At 62.0% G+C, this 17,042-nt stretch carries 19 protein-coding genes; 16 read left to right on the top strand and 3 right to left on the bottom strand.

Annotated elements, in window-relative coordinates:
• Positions 1-178: 178 nt before the first annotated feature.
• From rsmD to B3H86_RS10925, 3 genes are all read left to right on the top strand, one after another.
• Entirely contained in the window at positions 179-754 is a 576-nt protein-coding gene (gene rsmD, locus B3H86_RS10935; RefSeq protein WP_292053820.1) for a 16S rRNA (guanine(966)-N(2))-methyltransferase RsmD, read from the top strand.
• 19 nt (positions 755-773) lie between these two features.
• Complete coding sequence (locus B3H86_RS10930) at positions 774-1,790, top strand: Kelch repeat-containing protein (protein WP_292053819.1); 1,017 nt, start codon at positions 774-776, stop codon at positions 1,788-1,790.
• Between the two features lie 72 nt (positions 1,791-1,862).
• The gene (locus B3H86_RS10925) at positions 1,863-2,192 is read left to right on the top strand and encodes a DUF2322 family protein (RefSeq protein ID WP_292053816.1); all 330 of its coding nucleotides are present in this window, start codon (positions 1,863-1,865) and stop codon (positions 2,190-2,192) included.
• A gap of 16 nt (positions 2,193-2,208) precedes the next feature.
• Here B3H86_RS10925 and B3H86_RS10920 read toward each other — a convergent pair whose 3' ends face one another.
• Positions 2,209-2,676, bottom strand: a complete 468-nt coding sequence (locus tag B3H86_RS10920; protein ID WP_292053814.1) for a low molecular weight protein-tyrosine-phosphatase — start codon at positions 2,674-2,676, stop codon at positions 2,209-2,211.
• A 155-nt stretch (positions 2,677-2,831) separates the two neighbouring features.
• Here B3H86_RS10920 and B3H86_RS10915 point away from each other — a divergent pair, with 155 nt between their 5' ends.
• A complete protein-coding gene (locus B3H86_RS10915) occupies positions 2,832-3,308 on the top strand; it encodes an Ltp family lipoprotein (protein WP_292053812.1) in 477 nt (158 codons plus the stop codon).
• A 16-nt stretch (positions 3,309-3,324) separates the two neighbouring features.
• Here the strand turns inward: B3H86_RS10915 and mutL are convergent, their stop codons facing one another.
• Positions 3,325-5,235: a DNA mismatch repair endonuclease MutL gene (gene mutL / locus B3H86_RS10910; RefSeq protein ID WP_292053810.1), complete on the bottom strand. Its 1,911-nt coding sequence runs from the start codon at positions 5,233-5,235 to the stop codon at positions 3,325-3,327.
• Positions 5,236-5,432: 197 nt separating this feature from the next.
• On the opposite strand from mutL, the gene B3H86_RS10905 reads away from it, so the two are divergent.
• The 11 genes from B3H86_RS10905 (at position 5,433) to B3H86_RS10855 (ending at position 15,762) form a co-directional block, all read left to right on the top strand.
• Entirely contained in the window at positions 5,433-6,143 is a 711-nt protein-coding gene (locus tag B3H86_RS10905) for a YceI family protein (protein WP_292053807.1), read from the top strand.
• Positions 6,144-6,218: 75 nt separating this feature from the next.
• Positions 6,219-7,523: a YceI family protein gene (locus tag B3H86_RS10900; RefSeq protein WP_292053805.1), complete on the top strand. Its 1,305-nt coding sequence runs from the start codon at positions 6,219-6,221 to the stop codon at positions 7,521-7,523.
• 96 nt (positions 7,524-7,619) lie between these two features.
• Positions 7,620-8,948, top strand: a complete 1,329-nt coding sequence (serS, locus tag B3H86_RS10895) for a serine--tRNA ligase (RefSeq protein WP_292053803.1) — start codon at positions 7,620-7,622, stop codon at positions 8,946-8,948.
• Between the two features lie 9 nt (positions 8,949-8,957).
• Positions 8,958-9,749, top strand: a complete 792-nt coding sequence (gene surE / locus B3H86_RS10890) for a 5'/3'-nucleotidase SurE (protein ID WP_292053800.1) — start codon at positions 8,958-8,960, stop codon at positions 9,747-9,749.
• Positions 9,750-9,759: 10 nt separating this feature from the next.
• A complete protein-coding gene (locus B3H86_RS10885; RefSeq protein WP_292053799.1) occupies positions 9,760-10,404 on the top strand; it encodes a protein-L-isoaspartate(D-aspartate) O-methyltransferase in 645 nt (214 codons plus the stop codon).
• Positions 10,405-10,547: 143 nt separating this feature from the next.
• Positions 10,548-11,618, top strand: coding sequence for a peptidoglycan DD-metalloendopeptidase family protein (locus B3H86_RS10880; RefSeq protein WP_292053797.1), 1,071 nt, complete (start codon positions 10,548-10,550; stop codon positions 11,616-11,618).
• Positions 11,619-11,800: 182 nt separating this feature from the next.
• Complete coding sequence (gene yajC, locus B3H86_RS10875) at positions 11,801-12,088, top strand: preprotein translocase subunit YajC (protein ID WP_292053834.1); 288 nt, start codon at positions 11,801-11,803, stop codon at positions 12,086-12,088.
• A gap of 43 nt (positions 12,089-12,131) precedes the next feature.
• On the top strand, positions 12,132-13,730 hold the full coding sequence (gene secD / locus B3H86_RS10870) for a protein translocase subunit SecD (RefSeq protein WP_292053794.1): 1,599 nt from the start codon (positions 12,132-12,134) through the stop codon (positions 13,728-13,730).
• On the top strand, positions 13,730-14,710 hold the full coding sequence (secF, locus tag B3H86_RS10865; protein WP_292053790.1) for a protein translocase subunit SecF: 981 nt from the start codon (positions 13,730-13,732) through the stop codon (positions 14,708-14,710). Before secD ends, secF begins: the two co-directional genes overlap by 1 nt.
• Before the next feature lie 124 nt (positions 14,711-14,834).
• On the top strand, positions 14,835-15,461 hold the full coding sequence (locus B3H86_RS10860) for a squalene/phytoene synthase family protein (RefSeq protein ID WP_292053789.1): 627 nt from the start codon (positions 14,835-14,837) through the stop codon (positions 15,459-15,461).
• Position 15,462: 1 nt separating this feature from the next.
• Positions 15,463-15,762 carry a hypothetical protein gene (locus B3H86_RS10855; RefSeq protein WP_292053786.1) on the top strand — a complete coding sequence of 100 codons (300 nt, stop codon included), beginning with the start codon at positions 15,463-15,465 and terminating at the stop codon, positions 15,760-15,762.
• Between the two features lie 3 nt (positions 15,763-15,765).
• Here B3H86_RS10855 and B3H86_RS10850 read toward each other — a convergent pair whose 3' ends face one another.
• A complete protein-coding gene (locus tag B3H86_RS10850) occupies positions 15,766-16,647 on the bottom strand; it encodes an MBL fold metallo-hydrolase (protein WP_292053785.1) in 882 nt (293 codons plus the stop codon).
• Positions 16,648-16,715: 68 nt separating this feature from the next.
• Here B3H86_RS10850 and B3H86_RS10845 point away from each other — a divergent pair, with 68 nt between their 5' ends.
• Complete coding sequence (locus B3H86_RS10845) at positions 16,716-17,033, top strand: ArsR/SmtB family transcription factor (RefSeq protein ID WP_292053784.1); 318 nt, start codon at positions 16,716-16,718, stop codon at positions 17,031-17,033.
• Positions 17,034-17,042: the final 9 nt, after the last annotated feature.

The following is a 17,042-nucleotide window of genomic DNA, read 5'->3' as shown; positions in this document are numbered from 1 at the left end:
CCAGTTCATCGACGACCGCCGCAAGCCGCAGGGCCGTGACGGCGAGCGTCGTGGCGGTTCGGGTGGCAAGTCTTTTGGCGGCAAACCCGCTGGGCGTCCGTCGGGTGGCAAGCCGTTTGGCGGCAAGCCTTCGGGCGGTCGTGGCGGCCCGCGTGGCCGTTCGTAAGGACCCAGCCGTATGAGGATTGTCGCTGGCAGTCTGAAAGGCCGCGCCATCGTCGCGCCGGAGGGGCAGGGCACCCGCCCGACCTCCGACCGCGCACGGCAGGCCATCTTTAATGTGCTGGAACACGCCGCATGGGCCGAAGACGTACTGGACGGCGCACGGGTCATCGACCTGTACGCCGGATCGGGCGCTCTGGGCTATGAGGCCATCTCGCGCGGTGGTGCCTTCTGCCTGTTCGTCGAGACCGACGACGGTGCGCGCGGTGCTATCCGCGAGAACATGGACGCCTATGGTCTGTTCGGTCGCACCCGCGTCCATCGCCGCAGTGCGACCGACCTTGGCCCGCGCCCCGGCTCGGCGGGTGAAGCCTTCACTCTGGCCTTCCTTGATCCGCCCTATGGCAAGGGTCTGGGCGAGCAGACGCTGGCCAAGCTGCTGGAAGGCAACTGGCTTGCCCCGAATGCGGTGGTGGTCTTTGAGCGCGGCTCTGACGAGCCTGAGATCGAAACCCCCGGCTACGAACGCATGGATGCCCGCGATTACGGCGCGGCACGCGTGCTGTTCCTGAAGGTCGCAGCTTCGCAATAACGCTGATAGGCTGTGGCGTATGATGATTCATCGCCGCAGCCTCATCGCCTCGGTCGCCGCAACGGCGGCCCTTCCCAACATCGCCATCAGCCAATCGAGCCCGCGCTGGCAGCGACGGGCCGATATGCCGTGGGCGACGCAGGAGGTTTACTGCGCCGTTCTGGACGGTCTGATCTATGTCGCGGGCGGGTTGATCCGCGACCGCATCACGACGCGGATCAATGATAGGGTCGGCATCTACAATCCGACGACCGATAGCTGGAGCGAAGGACCGCGCCTGCCGCAGCCAAGGCATCACCCGATGATGGCGGCTGCGCGCGGTCGCGTCTGGGCCTTCGGTGGTTATGACCGTCGCGAGGGCGGTGAGTGGACGTCGATGACCGATTATTGGGCGCTGGATGATGGTCTGTGGCATCCGGTCAGACAGATGCCGCAACCGCTGGCCGAGACGGTCGGCGTGACGGTCGGCGACCGGGTGCATCTGGTGACGGGCCGCTCGCCGAAGGACGGGAACGGCGGCTGGTACGATCAGTTCGATGTGGCCACCCACATGGTCTTCGATGCGTCCGATAACACATGGCACACAGCGCGCCCCGCGCCCGAGGCCCGCAATAGCGCCGCCGCCAGTGTGCATGGCCGGCATATCTATGTCGCCGGTGGCCGCAGGGTCGAAGGCGGTCGCGGGACAGGACGGCTGGATCGCTATGACGCCCGTACCGATAGCTGGGAAACGCTGGCGCCAATTCCTGCGTCGCCGACATCGGGCGAACAGGTCGGCGGTGGACTGGCAATGGCCACCGTGGGCGACAGACTGGTCGCCTTTGGCGGCGAATGGCTGACGAGGCCGGGCGGCGTGTTCACCGAGACATGGATCTACGACATCGCTTCTGATCGCTGGGATCGTGGACCTGACATGGGCGTGCCGAGACACGGACTGGCGGGCTGTGCGGTTGACGGGGTGGTCTATGCGCTGGCCGGCGGCGAGGTCTATTCCGGTGCCAAGGCCAGCGGTGTGGTCGAGGCCCTGAGACTCTGAAATTCCAAGGCCGTTTCGTGCGGTCGCCCGACCTGTTAATCGGGCAGCTTCGTTTGTTTCAAGGCCAGAGTGATGATCCAGCCAACCGCGTCGTTCAAAGACAATCTGCAACTGCTGCCGTCGATCGAGGGTCTGTCCCGCATCGAACTGTTGGATGGGGCGGGGACCGTTGTCGCCATCATCGAGAACCAGCCGGGCAAGCAGGGTTCGCTGGCCGTCTATCAGTATCTGCACCTAGCGTTTGGCGGTCTGACGGCCGAGGCCGCCGCGCACGGTCTTGAACTGTTCGGCGAGCATACGCCGGATGCCAAGGCCCGCCCCGGCGCGCACCCCAATATCGACCGTCTGATCGAGATCGTAGAAGGCGGTGCGCCGCTGTCGATCAATCCGGTTTCGGCCTGATCGGGCTTAGGGCCGACTATTCCGGTTTTTGCGCCAGATGGTCGGCCAGACCCTTCGCCGCGGCGGAAACGTCGGCCCAGGTGACATTGAAGCCGTCTTCGTCGCCGTAATAGGGATCCTGAACGCTTTCACCCGCACGGCCTGCCCAGTCCAGCATCAGGCTGAGCTGGGCGGTGGCTTCTGCGGGCATGATGCGCTTCAGATTGGCGAGGTTATCGGTATCCATCGCCACAATATGATCAAAGCGGGTGAAGTCCGCCGGTTTGATCTGACGCCCGCGCAGACCGGAGATATCCACCCCATTGCGCTTGGCCGTGGCGATGGCGCGGGGATCGGGCTTTTCGTCGATATGATAGGCGGCAGTGCCTGCACTGTCGGTCACTATAGGCAGCTTGCGTTTGGCCACCTCGGCACGGAACGCGCCCTCGGCCAAGGGCGAGCGGCAGATATTGCCAAGGCAGACGAAGAGCACAGACTTAAACATGACCCTGAACCGCTAGAGTCCTTCAAAACATCGAAGACGTTTCGAAGGATAAAATAGATACCTAGGGGGTGGAAGCGCGGCTGTTCATACATTTTTGGGCTTGGCTTGAGACAGTATGGTCTAGCGGATTTGAACATATGTCGGAGGGGGCGGAAATGTTTGATCTTAAAAGGCTCGGTGCTGGCCTGTCGGTTGCGGCATTGTCTATGGCGCTTGCGGGATGTGGTGTCGAAGGCGGTGCACCCAATACGGAAACGGCAGGTGCGGTCGGCACAAGTGTTGAAGGCACCGTTTCGAGCCCACCAGAGCCTGTAAGCCGTCTGACAGGGGCACAGAGAAATGCGGTGAGGTCTGCTCGGCAATACCTTGAAATCAGTGGTTTTTCGCGGGACGGATTGATTGAGCAGCTGTCATCCAGTTATGGCGATGGCTATGAGCGGGCGGACGCCACCGTTGCTGTTGACAGCTTAAATGCTGACTGGAACGACAATGCAGCCCGTTCGGCCCGGCAATATCTCAGTATTTCCGGATTCTCATGCCGTGGCCTGATCGAACAACTCTCGTCCGAATATGGCGATAAATACACGGTCAGTCAGGCCACCTATGGGGCGCAGCAGGCAGGCGCCTGCTGATCCACGATAGGTTCAATCAGCGTCGCCCGAACAGTTTTTCGAGGTCGTGGAGTTTTAGCTCCACATAGGTCGGGCGACCGTGGTTGCACTGGCCGGAGTGGGGGGTGGCTTCCATCTGGCGCAGCAGGGCGTTCATTTCCGGCGCGCTGAGCACGCGGCCAGAGCGTACCGATCCGTGACAGGCCATGGTGCCGCAGACCTCGGCCATGCGTTCTTTCAGCGACAGCGCTGCGCCATGTTCCGACAGGTCGTCGGCGATATCGCGGATCAGGCCCTGCACGTCGGTGTCGCCCAGCAAGGCGGGCGTTTCGCGGACAAGGACCGCGCCCGAACCGAACGGCTCGACGATCAGGCCCATCTCGGCCAGTTCGTCGGCCTTGGCGGCGATGCGCTCGGCCTCGGCGGGGTCCAGTTCGACCACTTCGGGCGTCAGAAGGGCTTGGCGGGTGACGTGGCCGCCCTCCATCTGCACCTTCATCCGTTCATAGACGAGGCGCTCGTGGGCGGCGTGCTGGTCCACGATGACGAGGCCGTCGCGGGTCTGGGCAACGATATAGGTGGCGTGAAGCTGTGCGCGGGCCGCGCCCAGTGGAAAGTCGATGGGATCGACTGGCGTGTCCGGCTGCGGGGCAATCTGTCCGGCGTGTGCGGCCTGAACCTCGGCCAGAGTGCGGAAGGTCGGCGCGGCCTGCTGGCCGGACCATGTGTGTTCGACGCGGGCCGAACGTTCTGAGAGTCCGGGGATGATCTGGATGACCGCATCGGGCTTTGACCATCCGGCCCAGCCGGAAAATCCGGCGGCGGAAGGGGGCAGGGCGGGCTGATCGCCATAGGTCTGGACGCCCGTATGCGGCTGGAAACCCGACAGGGCATCTGCGGCCACGGTGGTGGAGGCGCGGTGGCCTGCCGCGTGGAGAGCGTGTTTGAGTGCCCCGACGATCAGGCCGCGTACCAGCGCGGGATCGCGGAAACGCACCTCGGCCTTGGCCGGATGGACGTTCACGTCAACGTAAAGCGGGTCGATATCGATAAAGAGCGCCGCCGCCGGATGGCGGTCGCGGGCGAGGAAGTCGGCATAGGCCCCGCGCAGCGCCCCCTGCAGCAGGCGGTCACGCACGGGGCGACCATTGACGAACAGGAACTGGTGGGCGGCATTTCCGCGCGAGTAAGTCGGCAGGCCCGCATAACCCGACAGGCGCACGCCATCGCGTTCCTGATCTATCAGCAGAGCATTGGCCTCGAACTCGCGGCCCAACAGCGCCCCCAGACGGCGCAGGCGGCCTTCATCGCCTTTGTGTTCGGCGGGCAGACGCAGCGTGGTCTTGCCGTCCAGTGTCAGAGTGAAAGCCACATCCTCGTGGGCCATCGCCTGACGTTTGATCTCCTCGGAGATGGCCATCGCCTCGGCCCGTTCCGACTTCATGAACTTCAGACGGGCAGGGGTGGCATAGAACAGATCGCGCACTTCGACGCGGGCACCGTGGGGGCCGGGAAAGCCTGCGGGCGAGACAGGTTTGTGATCACCGCCCTCGACGGTGATGGCCCATGCGTCCTGCTGTCCGGCGTCGGACTTGGCGCGGGTGGTGATGGTCAGGCGCGCGACCGAGCCGATGGAGGGCAGGGCCTCGCCACGGAAGCCCAGCGTGAAGATGCGCAGAAGGTCAACATCGCCCGCATCGTCCGGCTCCAGCTTGGACGTAGCATGGCGCTCGACCGCGATGGGCAGTTCATCCTTGGGGATGCCCTTGCCGTCGTCGGCGATCAGGATGCGGGTCAGGCCGCCGCCGTCCGCCTGTATCTCTATATGGGTCGCGCCCGCATCGATGGCGTTTTCCACCAGTTCCTTGATGGCGCTGGCAGGGCGTTCGACCACCTCGCCGGCGGCGATGCGGTTGACGGTTTCGGGCGGGAGACGACGAATAGGCATGCAGGTCCCAAGATAGGCCCCGGAAATCGTCCGCGCATCCACCGTTTTCGGGAACCGGACATTTCGCTGGGATTTTTTGTTCATGAAGGCTTGCGCAACTAAAACTGATACATATACTGTTACCGTTCTTAGGCGGAAACTTCCGTCGTCAAGGCCTCGCATGAAGTGAACGGGGCAAGCTACCAAGAGGTCCGAAAGTGAAGATTAAAGCTGCATTCATCGCTGTGTCCGCTGCTGCCCTGCTGGCAGCCTGTAACGCTCCTGCCAACAACAATGACGCATCGACGGTCCCGGCTGCTGCTGCCGCAGGTCCGGTTGATCTGAAGGCACCTGCCGGCGTCTATGTTCTGGACCCGACCCACGCCATTCTGCAGGCCTCGGTTCTGCACAACTCGATCTCGAACTACACGGTCCGTTTCAACAAGATCGAGTCAAAGGTGACGCTGGATCCGGCCAATCTGGAAAACAGCTCCGTCGAGTTCACCGTTGATCCGACCTCGGTCGATGCCAACTTCCCGGGTGACTATGTCGGCACCCACGCCAACAGCGGCTTCAAGAGCTGGAACGAGGACATCGCCAACAGCCCGTCGAACCTGAACGCCCGCCAGTTCCCGCAGATGACCTTCAAATCGACCAAGGTCACCAAGACCGGCGATCGCACCGCAGACGTGACCGGCGACCTGACCTTCCTCGGCGTGACCAAGCCGGTGACCTTCAAGGCCACCTTCAACGGCGAGATCGAGAGCCACCCGTTCATGCAGGTTCCGGCCATCGGTTTTGCGGCTGAAGGCACCTTCAAGCGTACCGATTTCGGTATGGCTCTGGGCTATGTCGGTGACGAAGTCACGGTCCGCTTCGATGGTGAGTTCCTGAAGCAGGCGGATGCTGCTCCGGCGGCTGCACAATAAACTTTCAAGTGCGGGTGGAGAGAGTGTCTCTCCACCCGTTTTTGTAGCTGAACCTACAGGTTAGCGATTAAAGCCATGTCCACCCGCGCCCTTGCCCGCAAAGACCGCTATTCCGCCGTAGCGATCGCCCTTCACTGGCTGATCGGTCTGTCGATTCTGGCCATGATCCCGATGGGGTGGTGGATGGGCGATGCGATTGAACAGCCTGAAACCCAGGCCTTGGCCTATCGCGTGTTCCAGATTCACAAGTCTGTCGGCTTTCTGATCCTGGCTCTGACCTTCGTGCGGATTGTCTGGCGATTGACGCATCCGGTTCCGGCTTTGCCGGCTCAGATGCACGGTTGGGAGCGTTTTGCCGCACGGGCGACCCATGTGGCCTTCTACGCCTTGATGCTGGCGTTGCCGCTGACAGGTTGGGCCTATGTATCCAGCGGTTGGGCGGTGGTGACCGATACGCCGTTGCCGGTGCCGACCCTGTGGTTCGGCCTGTTCACCATTCCGCACATCGGCTTCATCGAACATGCGAGCGAGGCCGTACGCCGTACGGTTGGCTATATGGCGATGGGTGCCCACAGCAAGTTGGCATGGGGCGCGATTGTCCTTGTCGCTCTGCACGTCGGCGCTGCCCTGAAGCACCAGTTTTTGAACCGTGATGGCGTTCTGGCGCATATGGTGCCGGTGCTGCCGCATGCAGACGTGCCGTTGGCATCGCCGCCTTCGGCCAAGGAAAAATGGTTGGAGCGTTTTGCGGGTGTGGCATTCGTGGCCGTTATCGGCGTGGCCTTTGCTATTGCCGCCAAGCCTGCACCAAAGGCGGAAATGACCGCCGCCGAGACGACCCCGGTGGCTGTGGCCGAAACTTCGGTCATGGCAGGCACGGCACCGGCATGGACTGTCGATGCATCGGCTTCTTCGATCAGCTTCAGCGGTACCCACTCGGGCGCGCCCTTCACGGGAAGTTTCCAAAAGTGGGAAGCCGATATCCGTTTTGATCCGGCCGATCTGGCAGGCTCGACGGCGGTGGTGACGGTTGATACCGCCTCGGCCCAGACAGGCGACGCGACCAAGGACGGCTCATTGAAGGGAGCCGAGTGGTTCAACCCGGCCCAGTTTCCGACGGCCCGTTTCGAGGCGACGGAATTCGTGGCTCTGGACGGCAACCGCTATGAAGCGCGTGGCACGCTGCGAATCAAATCGGCATCCCAGCCAGTGGTTCTGCCTTTCACCTTTGACGAGGCTTCTGGAGAGGCGACCGTGACGGGCAAGGTCGCGGTGGATCGTACCCGGCTCGATCTGGGCATGGTATCAGATGCCGCCGCCAGCTGGGTCTCGAAGATGATCGAGGTCGAGATCAACGTTCGCGCTAAAAAAGCGGCCTAATGTTACCGCCTATTATGGCTAACGGGTTTGCCTGATAGCGTCAGTAACGGTAGAGCAGGGGCCTTTCATTAACTGCCCTAGCTTTAGGCCAAGATCATGCACGACATCAGAGCGATCCGAGACAATCCCGCAGCTTTCGTAGCGGGCTGGTCGTCGCGCGGTGTCGAAAACGCCCAGTCCGTGGTCGATCAGATTCTGGCGCTGGACGTCGATCTGCGCGCGGCCCAGACCGCCGGTCAGGAAGCCCTTGCCAAGCGCAACGCGGCTTCCAAGGCCATCGGCGCGGCCATGGGCAAGAAGGACATGGCCGAGGCCGAACGCCTGAAGGCCGAGGTCGAAACGCTCAAGGGCGTCATCGCCGAGGCCGGTGAAGCCGAAGCCGCCAAGGGCGGTGAGCTGCGCGACCTGCTGGCGGGCCTCAAGAACATCGCCGCCGATGACGTGCCCGATGGCGCGGACGAGAACGACAACGTCGAAGTCAGCAAGTGGGGCACGCCGCGCACCGAAGGTCCGGCCAAGGACCACGCCGATCTGGGCGAAGCGCTCAAGATGATCGACTTCGAAGGTGCCGCCCGCATGTCGGGTGCGCGCTTTGCCGTCATCAAGGGCCAGCTGGCCCGTCTGGAACGCGCTCTGGGCCAGTTCATGCTGGACATGCAGACCACGCAGAACGGCTATACCGAGGTGAACCCGCCGCTGCTGGTCCGTGACCACGCCATCTTCGGTACCGGCCAGCTTCCGAAGTTCAAGGAAGACCTGTTCCGTGCCGCCGACGGTGATCCGGACGCAGATGTCGAGCACATCGAAGGCAACCGCTGGCTGATCCCGACCGCCGAGGTGTCGCTGACCAACCTCGTGCGCGAACAGGTTCTGAGCGACGAAGACGTTGCCCAGCCCATCCGCATGACCGCGCTGACCTATTGCTTCCGCGCAGAGGCCGGTTCGGCGGGCCGCGACACGCGCGGCCTGATCCGCCAGCACCAGTTCCAGAAGGTGGAGCTGGTTTCGATCTGCAAACCGGAAGACAGCGAAGCCGAGCATGAGCGCATGACTGGCTGTGCCGAGGCTGTGCTGCAGGCGCTGGAACTGCCGTACCGCAAGGTGCTGCTGTGCAAGGGCGACATGGGCTTTTCGGCCCGCAAGACCTATGACCTCGAAGTCTGGCTGCCGTCGCAGAACACCTACCGCGAGATCAGCTCCTGCTCGAACTGCGGTGACTTCCAGGCCCGCCGCATGGACGCCCGCTTCAAGCGTGCTGGCGAGAAGAAGACCGAGTATCTGCACACCCTGAACGGCTCGGGTCTGGCGGTTGGCCGCACCCTCGTCGCCGTTATGGAAAACTATCAGCGCGAAGACGGCAGCATCGCTGTTCCGACCGTGCTGCAACCGTACATGGGCGGTCTGACCGCCATCGCCGCTGCATAAAGAGTATTCATGCGTATTCTTCTGACGAACGACGACGGCATCGACGCCGAGGGCCTGACTTGTCTGGAAAAGATCGCGCGGACCCTGTCCGACGATGTCTGGATCGTGGCTCCGGCGGTCGAACAGTCGGGGAAGGGCCGTGGCCTGACCCTGACCGAGCCGCTGCGCGTCAACAAGCACGGCGACAAGCGTTTTTCGGTTACGGGGACCCCGACCGACTGCGTCATTCTGGCGGTCAACGACCTGATGCCTGAAAAGCCCGATCTGGTGCTTTCGGGCGTGAACCGCGGCCACAACGTGGGCGAGGATGTCTCCTATTCCGGTACCGTCGCCGGTGCGCTGCAGGGCATGGCCTTCGGCATCCGCTCGATTGCCCTGTCGCAGTCGCTGGAGCGTTTCCACGACGAGGCGGTGGCCCATTGGGAAACCGCCGAAGCCTTCGCACCGGGAATCATCAAAAAGCTGCTGGACCAGAAATGGCCGGACGGCGTGGTGATGAACGTCAACTTCCCCAAACTGCCGGTCGAGCTGGTGAAGGAAGTCGAGATCACCCGTCAGGGGTTCCGCGATATCGGTGAACTGCACGCCATCCGCCGTGATGACCTGCGTGGCCGTCCGTATTACTGGATGGCCTTCCGTGGCACGCCGCACGAACACCCGCAGGGGACCGATCTGCGTGCTATGGAAGAGGGCCGAATCTCGGTCACGCCGCTGCATATCGATCTGACGCACATGCCGATGATCAACGACCTGAAAAAGGTTCTGGGCGGCGCGCCGCCCAAGGGACCGCACGAGCAATAAGAGACTGCACATGAACCTCGGGGACGATCGCGCTGGACGCCTTATCCTGTCGCTACGGCGGCAGGGGGTGACGGATGCGCGCGTCCTCGCGGCGATGGAGAATGTGGACCGCTCGATCTTCGTCCACGAGAAGTTTCTGGACCAGGCGTGGGAAGACCAGGCTCTTCCTATCGACTGCGCCCAGACCATCAGCCAGCCGTTCATCGTCGGCCTTATGACCCAGGCCCTGAAGGTCGGCCCGCGCCACCGGGTTCTCGAAATCGGCACGGGCAGCGGCTATCAGTGCGCGGTGCTGAGCCGCATGGCGCGTTTCGTCTATACCGTCGAACGATACAAAAGCCTGCTGAACGAAGCCGAAGGGCGTCTTAAACGCCTCGGTATCGAAAACGTGTTTACCCGTCATGGCGACGGAGGGCAGGGCTGGAACGAGCAGGCCCCGTTCGACCGGATCATGGTGACGGCTGCCTCTCCCCATGAGCCAACCGAGCTGCTGAAGCAGTTGAAGCCCAACGGCATTCTGGTGGCTCCGGTGGGGCGCACCTCGGTTCAGATGCTGAACCGTTATACCGGCCAGGAAGACGGCAGCTTTACACGCGAAAGCCTGTGCGAGGTGCGTTTCGTGCCTCTGGTCGAGGGCATGGCCAAAGAAGGGTAAATCCGCCCTTAACCATTTCGCCCCACTTTCGCGCGAGTTTGCCGTTTGGTTTGGATTCGAATCCGGCCAACCCGGATATCTTGATGTGACTTGTTAAGACGGAGGCGTGGATGCTGAGCAGCCGCAATTGGATTCGGGCGGGAATGCTGGCCGGGAGCGCACTGACGCTGGCGGCCTGTTCAACCTATCCGGCGGAGCCGCGCTATTCGACGCGTCCGGTACAGACCGGACAGGCACCCGGCCCCTATGGCCAAAATCCCTATGCACCTCCGGCGCAAACCCCGCCTGCACAGGTCAATACGGGTGGCGTCAACAATCCCTACTACCAACCCAATACACCGCCGCCCGTAGAGCAGGGGCCGATTGCCGGATCGGGCACCATTCAAGGCGGTGGCCTGCCGCCTGCGGCGGGGCCGGCCTATCCCTCGACGGGCGAGCCAGTCCGCGTAACGCCGCCTGCATCTTCCGCTCCGGTTCAGGCCGGTGCGGCCTATGTCATCCAACAGGGCGACACGATTTCCGGTGTCGGCCGTCGATTCGGCGTTCCGGTACAAATCCTGATCGATCTGAACAATCTCGGCCCGCGTGGAAGCATCACAGCGGGGCAGCGACTGACCCTCCCGTCTACGGCGATTGACCGTGGTACCGATCCATATGCGACCGGCCCGACGCCAGCGGGCGTCACTGTGGGCTCCGGCGCGTCCGTCCCGCCGCCGCCACCGCCGCCCAGCGGCAATGCCCCGTTGCCGCCCGCGCCACGAACCCAACCTGTGGGTACGCCTGCGGCCAGCGCACCTGCCCCTGCACCAGCTCCGGTCGGGCAGCGGATTGCTCTGCAATGGCCGGTTCGCGGCGAAATCCTGCGCCGTTTTGGCCCCAGTGGACTGGGCGAGCGTAACAACGGCATCAACATCGGTGCTGCCGCCGGTACTGAGGTCAAGGCTTCGGCTGATGGCACGGTCGCCTATGTCGGCGATGATATCGTGGGGCAGGGGCTGACGGTTCTGATCGTTCACCGCGATGGCTGGCGGACGGTTTACAGCCACCTGGGTTCGGCCACGGTTCGTGATGGTGCATCGGTTCGCGCCGGACAGTCCATCGGCACGGTCGGTCTGACCGCCGGTGATGGACGCCCGTCGATCCATTATGAAGTGCGCCAGATGCGTGGCGATGACCCCATCGCGGTCGATCCTCTGGGTGTTTTGCCGCGTTAATCGTCAAAAAATGCAGCGAAAGGGGGCGGATTGTCAGAAATGATCCGTCCCTGCCATCGCGTCGCGTTGCAAATATAAGTCGCGCACCCTAGTTTTCGCGCCTTATTTCCAGTGGGTCCCCCAGCGTGGGGCGCGGCCCAATTCGGGGAGCTGTTAAATTGAATACTACCGACGCCGGCGCTATGGGCGCTCTTATCCAGTTCGCACCGCTGGTGCTGATCTTCGTGCTGTTCTACTTCCTGATGATCCGTCCTCAGCAGAAGCGCATGAAGGCTCACCAAGCCATGCTCAAGGCGCTGAAGCGTGGTGACGAAGTGGTCCTGTCGAACGGTATGGTCGGTAAGGTGACCCGCGTCGAAGAGAACGAAGCTATGGTCGATATCGCCCAGGGCGTTTCTGTTCGCGTTGTCCGTTCGATGATCGCCGAGGTGCGCAACCGCACCGCCATCGCTGCCAACGACAAAGGCTAAGGCCCCCCATTAACGGCGGCTTACCGCCCGGAGAAGCCCTGACATGATTCAGCTATCGCGCTGGAAAGTCGTCGTGGTCCTGCTGTCGCTCGTAATCGGGCTACTGCTGGCCTTCCCCAGCATGCTCACGCCCCAACAGCGCGAAGCGCTGCCGGGCTGGATGCCGAAACAAGCCGTGAACCTCGGCCTCGACCTTCAGGGTGGTTCGTACCTCCTGCTGGAAGTGGACGTTCCGGCGATGCGTGAAAAACGCGTCAGCAACCTGATGGAAGACGTCCGCGTCGCCCTCAACGCTCAACAGATCTCCATCGGCAGTCTGCAGCGTGAACAGGGCAGTGTGGTGGTCACCCTGTCAAACCCGGCCCAGAACCAGGCGGCGTTCAATGCGCTGCGTGAACTGGCCAACACGGGCATTGGCGCATCGGGCGTTTCGGACCGTGCCGTTACCCGCCTGAGCGGCAACCGTATCCGCTACGGCTTTACCGATACGGCGCTGGCCAACATGGGCGCGACGGCCGTCGATCAATCGATCGAAGTTGTCCGCCGCCGTCTGGACAGCACCGGCACCAAGGAAATCTCGATCACCCGTCAGGGTGCCGAGCGTATCGTTGTTCAGGCCCCGGGCCAGAGCGATCCGGGCGAACTGGAGCGTCTGGTGGGCCAGACGGCCCAGTTGACCTTCCAGATGGTCGATGTCTCTCCGAACGGTCTGCAGGATGCAATGGCAGGCCGCGTGCCTCCCGATGCGGAACTGCTGCTGGATGATTCCAACACACCGTATCTGGTGAAGCGCCGCATTCTGGTGTCGGGTGAAAACCTGACCCGTGCGGGTGTGGGTACCGATCAGAACGGTCGCCCTGCCATCGATTTCCAGTTTGACGGCCAAGGCGCACGTCGCTTCGCCGAAGCTACGGCCCAGAACATCGGCAAGCCTTTCGCCATCATCCTTGATGGCAAGGTGATCTCGGCTCCGACCATTCAGGGCGCGATCACGGGCGGTAGCGGCCAGATCACCGGCAGCTTCTCGATCCAGTCGGCTTCGGAACTGGTGAACCTGCTGAACGGCGGCGCACTTCCGGCACCGCTGAAAGTTCAGGAGCGCCGCGTGGTGACCGCAGAACTGGGTGCCGATGCCGTTAAGGCCGGTGCTATTTCGACCATCATCGGTTTCGTCCTGATCATCGTCATCATGATTGCCTTCTATGGCTTCCTGTTCGGCGGTATCTCGGTTCTGGGCCTGATCCTGAACGGTATTCTGATCATCGCTGCGATGGCGACCTTCGGTGCCACCCTGACCCTGCCGGGTATTGCGGGTCTGGTGCTGACATTCGCAGTGGCCGTGGACGCCAACGTCCTCATCTATGAGCGCATGCGTGACGAAGCCCGTCTGGGACGTTCCCCGATCGCGACTATGGATGCCGGTTTCAACCGCGCTATGGGTACGATCGTTGACGCCAACCTGACTACGCTTGTCGCGGCTCTGATCATGTTCATGTTCGGTGCCGGTCCGGTTCGCGGCTTCGCCTGGACGCTGACCATCGGTGTGTTCACCTCGATGTTCTCGTCGGTGATGGTCGCCCAAGTTCTCCTTGGCTATTGGCTTAAAGTGGCCAAGCCTAAAAAACTGCCGATCGCGGAGTAATGCCGATGCGTGGATGGCCTCTCATCAAACTGCTTCCGCAGAAAACCAACTTCCAATTCGTGAAGCACGCCAAGCTTATGGGCGGTCTTGCCGCCCTGCTTTGCGTGGTCTCTCTGATCGGTTGTTTCTATCCGGGTCTGAATCTGGGTATCGACTTCCGTGGGGGCGCATCGCTTGAAGTGTCCAAGCCTGCCGGACAGGTTCTGGAACTTGACCGCGTGCGTTCGGCTGTGGGCGGACTGGGTCTGGGCGACGTCCAGGTTCAGGGTATCGACAGCGCCTCAGCGGCAATCGTTCGCTTCCAGGTTCCTGAAGGCGAAGACCAGACGGTTATCGTCAACAAGGTCGAAAGCGCGATCCAGAACGCTGTCGGTGACGTGACCTATTCGAACGTCAGCGTGGTCGGCTCGAAGGTTTCGGGCGAGCTGTTCCGTTCGGGCATCTATGCCCTTGCGGCGGCTATCTTCCTGATGTTCCTGTACATCTGGTTCCGCTTTGAACCGCAGTTCGGCTTTGGTGCTATTGTCGGTCTTGTCCACGACGTGGTGCTGACCTTTGGTCTGGTCGTGCTGCTGCGCTTCGAGTTCAGCTTGAATACTGTGGCCGCCATCCTGACGGTTATCGGTTATTCGATGAACGATACCGTGGTGGTGTTCGACCGACTGCGTGAGAACCTGCGCAAGTACAAAACCATGCCGCTGGCTCAGGTGATCGACCTGTCGCTGAACGAAACCCTGACCCGTACCATCATGACCGGCGTCACGGCCGTTGGTGTTCTGGCTGTGCTGGCCCTGTTCGGTGGCGAGGCGCTGTTCAGCTTCTCCATCGTTCTGATGGTCGGTATCATCATCGGTACCTTCTCCTCGATCTACGTCGGCACGCCGATCGTCCTCTTGTGGGGCGTGAAGCGCGGCAATATCAGCCGCAACGACGATGGCGACCTGAAGCCGGTGAAGTTCGGCATGGCCAGCCGTCCGTAAAGGACATTAAGGCCAAGACATCAGACCCGCCGGTCCTTGGGATCGGCGGGTTTTTTGTTTGAACGGCGCGCGCGGCAATCCAGCACTTGCACAGCGGGCCTTAGTCCCGCATGGCAGGGGGAACATGACTTCTGTTGATCTTGATGCCCAAGTCCGCACGGCGGATCTCGACCGCTGGCTGTCCAGCCGCTTCGTCGATGATGTCCAGCGACGCGCCGACCTGATCGCGCTTTATGCGTTCGAGGCCGAGCTTGTGGCCATTCCGTCGCGCGTCACCCAACCGCTTCTGGCCGAGATGCGCTTTACGTGGTGGGCCGAGCAGATGGACGGCGTGTTCAGCAATACGCCCCGTGTCGGGCATCCTGTGCTGGAAGCTATGACCGCTATGGTCACGCGCCACCAGCTCGATCGGGCACCGTTCGATGCCTTGATCGAGGCCCACATCGGGCGCGTACACAAAGAACCGCACGACCTGGACGCCTTTTTTGTCGGGCCTATGCGAATTGCAGCGCGGATTTTGGGGGCAGGAGACAAGGCGCAGGCCGTGGACGAAGCCGGTCGCCTGTTCGGCCTGATGCAGACCGGACGCGAGCCTGAGGCCAGGGCGATGAGGGGGGCGGCCAACAGGTCGCTGAAATCACTTCCGGCAAAGGCATTTCCGGCGGTGGCCCACGCCAGCCTGTCGCCTGCACATCCCGAATCCGTCAAACGACTACAACTGTTCTGGAACACGGTGAGGGGCCGTATCTGACATGAGCCAAGCGAACCTGCGAAAACCGGCTGCACTATGGCTGGCGGTTACCACACTGTTTGGCCTCGCCGGAACGATTGTGGGCCTGTTGCCGGCGGTCCTGATTTGGGGCGCGTTCCGTGAGGGGCAGGTGAGCCTGCTTACGGCAATGCTCACCATGATCCCTTACTGCTCGCTGATGGTTTGCCCGTTGATCGCATGGTGGCTGTTGCTACGTCGGCGATATGCACTGTCGCTGATCGTGGCGACGCCGCCCATCCTGATGTGGGCCATCAGCTTGATCCTCAGCCGCCTGATCTAGGTCTTACAGGGCGTTGAGCGGCAGTTTGATGAAACGTTTGCCGTTCTCTTCTGCCGGTGGCAGGGCACCTGCACGGATGTTGACCTGAAGCGCAGGCAGGATCAGCCTGGGTGCCGATAGACCGGCATCACGGGCCTCGCGAAGGGCGACAAAATCGTCCTCGCCGCGGCCTTGGCCGATATGGATGTTCTCGCGCTTTTCGGCCGCCACAGTGGTTTCCCACTGATAGTCGGAACGTCCTTCGGGCAGATAGTCGTGACCCACAAAGACCCGTGTCTCTTCCGGCAGGGCCAGTATCTTGTGGATCGATCGATATAGGGTACGTGCGTCGCCGCCCGGAAAGTCGCAACGCGCCGTGCCAAAATCCGGCATGAACAGAGTGTCGCCGACAAAGACACTGTCACCCACAACATAGGACACACAGGCCGGCGTGTGCCCCGGCGTGTGCAATACGCGGACCTCCAGCGAACCGATGTTGAAGCGGTCGCCCTCGGAATATGTCTCGTCAAAGACGATGGCGTCGGGGGTGACGTCATGGGCATCGAACAGGTTGCCAAAGACCTTCTGGACCTTGGTGATGTTGTGGCCGATACCGATAGGCACGCCGGTGCGGCTGCGGATTTCGTCGGCCCCCGTCAGGTGATCGGCATGGGCGTGGGTTTCCAGCACGCGTACCAGCTTCAATCCGCGGGACGTTACCGCGTTCAGGACCCGTTCGATCGAGGCGGTAGAGGTCCGTGCCGCTGCGGCATCATAATCCAGCACCGGATCGATGATGGCCGCTTCGCCCGTAGCAGGGTCTGCGACCAGATAGGTCACGGTATTGGTGGCTTCGTCAAAAAAGCCCGTCACATCGGGATGGTGGGTTTGGGGGAGTAAGGTCATCAGTGCCTCCGTTTCCCGTATTAGATATTAGCACTTGCTAATTTAGCAATACCTAATATATAGGCGGCATGGTTGATTTCACGCAGATGAGTTTGGAGCAGTTTCAGGCCAATGCCGGAGAGGCATCGCGCCTGTTGAAGGCTCTGTCCAATGAAAGTCGCTTGATGATCCTCTGCCAGATCGGCGAGGGCGAATGTCAGGTCGGCGATCTGAAGCTGGGCTTGTCCCAGTCGGCGCTGTCGCAACATCTGGCGCGACTGCGTGATGACGGACTGGTGACCTCGCGTCGGGAAGGTACGGCGGTGTTTTATCGCATCAGCGATCTTTCGGCGCTCAAGGTCATAGCCACTCTGGCTGAAATCTACTGTCCCCCTGCCGCCGGATAGGCGCGCGGT

Origin of the sequence: Brevundimonas sp. UBA5866 (assembly GCF_002432125.1) — a bacterium.
Taxonomy (GTDB): domain Bacteria; phylum Pseudomonadota; class Alphaproteobacteria; order Caulobacterales; family Caulobacteraceae; genus Brevundimonas.
The sequence above is the reverse complement of the archived record's forward strand: the minus strand, read 5'-3'. Positions and strand labels throughout refer to the sequence as shown.